The organism is Mesorhizobium sp. M1A.F.Ca.IN.022.07.1.1 (genome assembly GCF_003997575.1).
Lineage (GTDB): Bacteria > Pseudomonadota > Alphaproteobacteria > Rhizobiales > Rhizobiaceae > Mesorhizobium.
Genome location: NZ_RZST01000317.1, coordinates 1 through 6827, shown reverse-complemented (window position 1 = coordinate 6827; position 6827 = coordinate 1). Strand labels below are relative to the sequence as shown.

8 protein-coding genes and 1 pseudogene are annotated in these 6827 nt (G+C 65.0%); 7 read left to right on the top strand and 2 right to left on the bottom strand.

What is annotated here, in order from left to right:
- Positions 1–287: pseudogene (locus tag EOA75_RS26315) on the top strand (DUF480 domain-containing protein); the annotation flags it as partial.
- Positions 288–490: 203 nt separating this feature from the next.
- Here the strand turns inward: EOA75_RS26315 and EOA75_RS26305 are convergent.
- Positions 491–916, bottom strand: a complete 426-nt coding sequence (locus EOA75_RS26305; RefSeq protein WP_095779974.1) for an OsmC family protein — start codon at positions 914–916, stop codon at positions 491–493.
- A gap of 214 nt (positions 917–1130) precedes the next feature.
- Here EOA75_RS26305 and EOA75_RS26300 point away from each other — a divergent pair, with 214 nt between their 5' ends.
- The 3 genes from EOA75_RS26300 to EOA75_RS26290 all read left to right on the top strand — a co-directional run bounded on the left by EOA75_RS26300 (position 1131) and on the right by EOA75_RS26290 (position 2337).
- The gene (locus EOA75_RS26300; RefSeq protein WP_095799644.1) at positions 1131–1349 is read left to right on the top strand and encodes a hypothetical protein; all 219 of its coding nucleotides are present in this window, start codon (positions 1131–1133) and stop codon (positions 1347–1349) included.
- A gap of 2 nt (positions 1350–1351) precedes the next feature.
- Positions 1352–1708 (top strand): YciI family protein, encoded by a 357-nt coding sequence (locus tag EOA75_RS26295; protein ID WP_095782697.1) that lies wholly within the window; start codon positions 1352–1354, stop codon positions 1706–1708.
- Between the two features lie 98 nt (positions 1709–1806).
- Positions 1807–2337 (top strand): hypothetical protein, encoded by a 531-nt coding sequence (locus tag EOA75_RS26290; protein WP_095799646.1) that lies wholly within the window; start codon positions 1807–1809, stop codon positions 2335–2337.
- A gap of 271 nt (positions 2338–2608) precedes the next feature.
- Here EOA75_RS26290 and EOA75_RS26280 read toward each other — a convergent pair whose 3' ends face one another.
- Positions 2609–3871 carry a ubiquinone biosynthesis hydroxylase gene (locus tag EOA75_RS26280; protein WP_095825193.1) on the bottom strand — a complete coding sequence of 421 codons (1263 nt, stop codon included), beginning with the start codon at positions 3869–3871 and terminating at the stop codon, positions 2609–2611.
- A 107-nt stretch (positions 3872–3978) separates the two neighbouring features.
- On the opposite strand from EOA75_RS26280, the gene tesB reads away from it, so the two are divergent.
- The 3 genes from tesB to EOA75_RS26265 all read left to right on the top strand — a co-directional run bounded on the left by tesB (position 3979) and on the right by EOA75_RS26265 (position 6807).
- On the top strand, positions 3979–4842 hold the full coding sequence (tesB, locus tag EOA75_RS26275; RefSeq protein WP_127325522.1) for an acyl-CoA thioesterase II: 864 nt from the start codon (positions 3979–3981) through the stop codon (positions 4840–4842).
- 248 nt (positions 4843–5090) lie between these two features.
- Entirely contained in the window at positions 5091–5429 is a 339-nt protein-coding gene (locus EOA75_RS26270) for a P-II family nitrogen regulator (protein ID WP_066998360.1), read from the top strand.
- Between the two features lie 196 nt (positions 5430–5625).
- Positions 5626–6807: an ammonium transporter gene (locus EOA75_RS26265; protein WP_245322420.1), complete on the top strand. Its 1182-nt coding sequence runs from the start codon at positions 5626–5628 to the stop codon at positions 6805–6807.
- The last annotated feature ends 20 nt before the right edge of the window (positions 6808–6827 follow it).

Sequence of the window (6827 nt, the reverse complement as noted above, 5' to 3'; positions counted from 1 at the left end):
CCCGTTCCGAGCGCATGGCGCGCTTCGGGTCGATCGAAGAGCTTCGCGACAATCTCGACCTGATGATCGGCCGCCGTCCGCCGCTCATTCTGCTGCTCGAACGTGCGCCCGGGCAGCGCGAGGAGCGCTATGTGCATCTGTTCAGCGGTCCGGTGGAAGTATCAGCGGCGGCAGCGCCATGGCAACCGCCGGCGTCCTCCGACGCCTCCGATCTCGAAGCGCGGGTGCGGGCGCTCGAGGAAGAGGTCGGCGCGTTGCGTGCCAAAATCGAGGCGCTGGGCGGCTAGCGTGAGATGATGGCGGGACAGCGCCCCCCTCTGTCCTGCCGGACATCTCCCCCACGAGGGGGGAGATTGGCAGTTCCAGCGCCTCGCTCGCGGCGTCGGTGATTGGCGAAAGCCGGCGCGAATATCCGATCTTCCCCCTCGTGGGGGAGATGTCCGGCAGGGCAAAGGGGGGCGCGACTGATCCCTGCCCCGCGCAGTCTACGTCAGCCCAGCCTGGCGTCGAGCGAGACCTTGATGGCGCCGAGCGCCTTTGAGACCGGGCACTCGGCCTTGGCCTTCTCGGCCAGTTCCTGGAACTTTGCCGCATCGATGCCCGGGACCTTGCCGACCAGGGTGATGGCGCTGCCGGTTATGCCGGTGCCGGGCACCAGTGTCACAACAGCCTTGGAGTCGAGCGCGGTGGCCGGGGTGCCGTTCTCGGCGAGGAAATGCGACAGCTGCATGGCGTAGCATCCGGCATGGGCGGCGGCGATCAGCTCTTCCGGATTGGTGCCGGATTTGCCGCTCTCATCCTCGAAGCGCGCCTTGAAGGAATAGGGTATGCCCTTCAGAGTCCCGCTCTGCGTTTCCAGCGTGCCCTTGCCCTCTTTCAGATTGCCTTTCCAGACGGCGTTTGCGGTGCGGTCCATGAAGTCCTCCTGGCTTGTCGGGGTTCGCGCCGGCGGGCGCCGGCGTTCCGCTGAACTATAGCGCGAGCGCGCCGGAAGACCATGGCGCGATTGTGCCTGCGAAGTCGACGCCCGCGAAAAAATTCTCAAAAAAAGCGCGTGCAGAATGTCGACTTCCCGGCGGCCGGACCGTCCTGGGGGCGGCCACGAAGTTCGGGGCCGAAGGAGGTTGAAGATGGACAATCTGTTTTTCGGACTTTGGAGGCGCCCCGGCGGAAGGGTGCAGCGACCGGAAGAGTTCTGGCTGGATCCCCCGGCCTTCGGCCTCGGCCGGCTGGCGGCGGCCGTGGCCATAATCGGGATTGCGGCATGCCTGCTCGATCATGCGGCGGCCAGAAGCAAGGCTGACAGCATCGCGGTCGCCTCCTATGGTTCATCGCAGGAAGGGAACTGACAATGAAATATGTCCTGCTGGTCTACGGCGAGGAAAAGGACCTCTTCGCGCTCACGCCGGAACGATCCGCCAAGCTCGACGCCGATTCGCTAGCCTATGACAGGGAACTCGATCGACAAGGCAAGCTGATCATCGCGCAGGCGCTGCAGCCGGTGAAGATGTCGAAGTCGCTCAGGCGTCGCAAGGGCAAGCGGCTGGTTACCGACGGGCCGTTCGCCGAGACGAAAGAACAGCTGCTCGGCTTCGTCATGGTCGAGGCCGCGGATCTTGACGAGGCGATGGCGATCGCAGACGGCATTCCGCTGGCCGAGCTCGGCACCGTCGAGGTCAGGGCTGTCTACGACATACCGGGGTCATGACCCGGAGCTATTAGCGGTTTGTTCATCGCCGCAATTGTCGCGAGTTGAAGCGATGCTGTACTTCTTCTATCGTTGCCGCGGTTTCGGGGGAATTCGGCATGCCTTTTCTGCTCGCTATGCTTGGCCTGCTCGGCGTGGCGGCCATCTGGTGGTACCGGCTGAAGGCGATGAACGAGGCGGCCAGCGAGGTCGCCGACGTTATCGGCCGCGTGCAGGGCAATATCCGCCGCAAGAAGCTGCGCAAACAGGCGGCACTTTCGCCGCTGACGGCGATCGACGATCCGGTCGTGGCCGCCGCGACGCTGATCACCGCGATCGTTTCGGAACATGGCCCGATCCTGCCGCAGCGCGAAGCCGTCATCCGTGAGGTGATCGCGCAGATTGCCGACAACCCTAAGAAAACCGACGAGGCCGTCGTCTACGCCAAATGGGCGGCCGCGCAGGTCGACGACACCACGATCGTCATCGACAAGCTGGCGCCGTTCCTGCGCGAGCGCCTCGAGCCGCACGAACGGGACGATCTGCTCAGCATGCTGAACCGGGTGGCACAGGGCGGCGAGCACCGCCTGCGCATCGCCGATCAGCGGATGGTGAGGCTGCGGCAGAAGCTGGGTTTTGAGGTCAATTAAGCTGAAGCAGTGGCGGCCGGATCGCCTACCTTCGTGATTGGCCGAAACGCTTCTCGCATCGTCATTCTATGGCGGAGCAAGGAGCGAAGCGACGCGGCGCAGACCATAGAATCCATTCCGTTACCTATAAGCGTTGCAGCGGTGCAGAATTCTGCTCGGCGGCATTCTTCGACCAAGCTCACCGCATGGATCCTAGGGTCTTCGCGTCCGCTTCGCTCCCGCTCCCGCCGTGGATGACGACGTCGCGTAGGCACCGGCCAATTGCTAGGCGCTAGATCGCTTCGCCCTTCAATAGCCGCGGCGTGTCGCCTGACAGGCCAGACGCCTGACGGATGAAGAAGTCCTTGAGCTTCGGCATGCGCTCGACGAGGCCGAGGCCGAGGTCGCGCACGGCGCGCAGCGGGCCGATGTCGTTGGAAAACAGGCGGTTCAGCACGTCGGTGGTGACGCCCATCTGCAGCGTGTCGAAGCGGCGCCATTGCTGGTAGCGCTCGAGCACGTCGAGCGCGCCGATATCCTGGCCGAGCCGGTCGGCCTCGACCACCACTTCGGCAAGTGCTGCGACATCCTTGAAGCCGAGATTGAGGCCCTGACCGGCGATCGGATGGATGCCGTGCGCCGCATCGCCGGCGAGCGCGATGCGCGGTGCGACGAAGGCGCGCGCAAGGATCAGGCCGAGCGGCCAGGCGCGCGGCTTGTCGGCGACGCGGATCTCGCCGAGCTTCAGCCCAAAGCGCTGCTCCAGCTCATGCTCGAAGACGAATTCGTCGCCCTCGACCAGCTTCTGCGCGTCTTCCGTGCGCTCCACCCAGACGATCGAGGAGCGATTGGTGCCGTCCTCCTCAGGCTTCAGCGGCAAGGTGGCGAAGGGGCCGGCGGGCAAAAAATGTTCCTCGGCGCGGCCATTGTGCGGGCGCTCATGCGCGACCGTGCAGACGATGCCGGACTGGCCGTATTCCCATTTCACCGTCTTGATGCCGGCCATGTCGCGCAGCTTCGAATTGACGCCGTCAGCGGCGACGAGCAGGCAGGCCTTAAGCGCGGCGCCGTCGGCCAGATGCACGGTGATGCCGGCGCCGTTCGTGTCGAAGGCGCTGACGGCCATGCCTTCGATGACGTCGATGCCGAGTTTTTCGGCGCGGCGGCGCAGCGCGCCGTTTAGGACCCGGTTGGCCACCATATGGGCGAAGGGTTCGCCGGGCGCCACCTCGCCGTCGAAGGTCAAAAACACCGGCCGCACCGGATCGGCGGCACGCGAATCGGTGATGATCATCTCGGTGATCGCCTGCGCCTCGGGCGCGATCTCGTCCCAGACGCCGAGCTGCTCCAGCATGCGGCAGGCTGCTGCGGCGATCGCCGAGGCGCGGCCGTCCTTCTGCCAGACGCCGGCAGGCGCGGCATCGACAATGGCGACGGCAAGGCTCGGTCGCGCCTGCTTCAGCGACACGGCCGCGGCAAGGCCGACATAGCCGGCGCCCGCCACCAGCACGTCCACCGAGGTTTTGTCCGCTGCATCCGCCTTGCGGTCGACCATGGCACTTTCCTTTCGCGGCCTACGGCCGCCGCGGCGGCCGTTGCAGCTTGACTGCCCGGCTCTCCTGTCCGAAACCCGCCATGACACATCTTCAAGGGAGGTGGAACATGACGGCGGCCATGGACGAGCTTCTCGACATTCTCGACCTCGAGCAGCTCGAACACAACCTGTATCGTGGTCGCAGCCCCAAGCTCGACTGGCAGCGCGTGTTCGGCGGCCAGACGATCGCTCAGGCGCTGGTCGCCGCCCAGCGCACTGTCGAGCCCGGGCGCCATGTGCATTCGCTGCACGGCTATTTCATGCGGCCCGGCGACACCAAGGTTCCGATCGTCTATGAGGTCGACCGCATCCGCGACGGCGGCTCTTTCACCACGCGCCGGGTGGTGGCGATCCAGCATGAGCAGGCGATCTTCTCGCTGGAAGCCTCGTTCCAGCAGGACGAGGTCGGGCTGGAGCATCAGCTGCCGATGCCACGCAACGTGCCGGCGCCCGACACGCTTTTGTCGCAGCGCGAGCTGCTCGGCAAGTTCGGCGAGGCGGTGCCGGAAGGCATCAAACGCTACTGGGAGCGCGACCGGCCGATCGAGATGAAGCCGGTAATGCTCAAGCACTATACCAGCCGCGAAAAGCTGGAGCCGGAGCAGAATATCTGGATCCGCACCACAGGCCCGGTGCCGGAAGACCGCGCCACGCAGGCGGCGGTGCTTGCCTATCTCTCCGACATGACGCTGCTCGACACCTCGACCTTCGCGCATGGCCGCGCCATCTTCGATCGCGACATCCAGGCGGCCAGCCTCGACCATGCCATGTGGTTCCACCGCAGTCATTCGCTGGACGACTGGATCCTCTACACGCAGGACAGCCCCTCCACGCAAGGCTCGCGCGGTTTCACCCGCGGATCGCTGTTCGCGCGCGACGGAACGCTGATCGCCTCGGTCGCCCAGGAAGGCCTCATCCGGCTGAAACGCTGAGCCGGCTTCGAGGCAAGCCTAGAAAGCAGGCATTTTCCAAATTTTGCCCATTTTTTAATCATGAGCCATTGCGGCACTGCGCCCGTTTGTTGAGCAAGGGCTGCGGATCCCGTTTGTTTACAATAGGTTAATGTCCTGCTTCGGCGATTGGCACGGAGCTTGAATCCTGTCCTGCACTCTCCGGCTCTCCTCGGGATCGGTGAAGGTGTGCAAACGCGGGGGACCGCAACAGCAAAGGGTGAAACCTTATGAAAATCGTGATGGCAATCATCAAGCCGTTCAAGCTCGACGAGGTGCGCGAAGCGCTCACCGCCGTCGGCATCCAGGGCCTGACCGTCACCGAAGTCAAAGGCTACGGGCGTCAGAAGGGACATACGGAAATCTATCGCGGCGCCGAATACGCGGTCAGCTTCCTGCCCAAAATCAAGATCGAGGTCGCCGTCGGCGCCGACATGGTCGACAAGGCCGTCGAAGCCATCAGCTCCGCCGCCAAGACCGGCCAGATCGGCGACGGCAAGATCTTCGTCTTCGGCATCGACCAGGCGGTGCGCATCCGCACCGGCGAAACAGACACCGACGCGCTCTGAGCGGCGACCAGCTATTCCAACGGAGAGTTCAATGAATATTCCTTCCCCCTTGAAGACGACGGGACGCGCGGCCGCTGCGCTCGCTCTCGTAGCGTTCAGCACCGCCGCCGCTTTCGCGCAGGAAGCCGCTCCGGCAGCCACGGCCGCAGCGCCGGCCGCCCCGGCGCCCGCGCTCGACACTGGCAACACCGCCTGGATGCTGACCTCGACGGCGCTGGTGCTGATGATGACCATCCCGGGCCTGGCGCTGTTTTACGGCGGCATGGTGCGCAAGAAGAACGTGCTCGCCACCATCATGCAGAGCTTCGCCATCACCTGCCTGGTGACGGTGCTGTGGTTCATGTTCGGCTACTCGCTGGCCTTCTCCGACGGCGGCGGCATGAACAAGTTTATCGGCGGTGCCTCGAAATTCTTCCACCACGGCATCACCACTTCCTCGCTGTGGGCGCCCGGTGTGGCGAACATCCCTGAATTCGTCTTCTCGATGTTCCAGATGACCTTCGCCATCATCACCCCCGCGCTGATCGCCGGCGCCTTCGCCGAACGCTTGAAGTTCTCGGCGCTGCTCATCTTCATGGCGCTGTGGCTGCTGGTCGTCTACGCGCCTGTCGCCCACTGGGTATGGGGCGGCGGCTTCCTCGCCACCGCCGGTGTGCTCGATTTCGCCGGCGGCACCGTCGTCCATATCAATGCCGGTGTCGCGGGCCTGGTCTGCGCGCTCGTTCTCGGCAAGCGCGAGGGCTACGGCACCACCAACATGGCGCCGCACAACCTGGTCTATTCGGTCATCGGCGCCTCGCTGCTGTGGGTCGGCTGGTTCGGCTTCAACGCCGGTTCGGAACTGGCCGCCGACGGCCTCGCCGGCGCTGCGATGTTGAACACGCAGGTCGCCACCGCCGCGGCGGCGCTGGCCTGGATGTTCGCCGAATGGATCGTCGCCAAGAAGCCTTCGGTGCTCGGTATCATCTCGGGCGCCGTCGCGGGCCTTGTCGCGGTGACGCCTGCTTCCGGCTTCGTCAACCCGACCGGCGCCTTCTTCGTCGGCATCATCGCCGGCGTCGTCTGCTACCTGTCGGCGGTCAAGCTCAAGCACGCCATGGGCTATGACGATTCACTCGACGCCTTCGGCGTCCACGGCGTCGGCGGCATCGTCGGCGCACTGCTGACCGGTGTGCTCGCCGATCCGGCGATCAACAGCCTGTCGTCGGGCGCCTCGCTCGCCAAGCAGGCATACGGCGTCGCTGTCACCATCGTATGGACGGCGGTCGCCACCTTGGTGATCCTCTACATCGTCAAGGCGCTGGTCGGCCTGCGTCCGAGCACCCAGGAAGAGGTCGAGGGTCTCGACGTCACCCAGCACGGCGAAGTCGTGCCGTAAGGCCGACCCTGCCAAGGACC

Coding starts and splice junctions, on each gene's coding strand:
- EOA75_RS26295 (WP_095782697.1), top strand. CDS start 1,352: ATGAAATATGTCCTGCTGGTCTACGGCGAGGAAAAGGACCTCTTCGCG.
- tesB (WP_127325522.1), top strand. CDS start 3,979: ATGACGGCGGCCATGGACGAGCTTCTCGACATTCTCGACCTCGAGCAG.
- EOA75_RS26265 (WP_245322420.1), top strand. CDS start 5,626: ATGCTGACCTCGACGGCGCTGGTGCTGATGATGACCATCCCGGGCCTG.
- EOA75_RS26270 (WP_066998360.1), top strand. CDS start 5,091: ATGAAAATCGTGATGGCAATCATCAAGCCGTTCAAGCTCGACGAGGTG.
- EOA75_RS26280 (WP_095825193.1), bottom strand. CDS start 3,871: ATGGTCGACCGCAAGGCGGATGCAGCGGACAAAACCTCGGTGGACGTG.
- EOA75_RS26290 (WP_095799646.1), top strand. CDS start 1,807: ATGCCTTTTCTGCTCGCTATGCTTGGCCTGCTCGGCGTGGCGGCCATC.
- EOA75_RS26300 (WP_095799644.1), top strand. CDS start 1,131: ATGGACAATCTGTTTTTCGGACTTTGGAGGCGCCCCGGCGGAAGGGTG.
- EOA75_RS26305 (WP_095779974.1), bottom strand. CDS start 916: ATGGACCGCACCGCAAACGCCGTCTGGAAAGGCAATCTGAAAGAGGGC.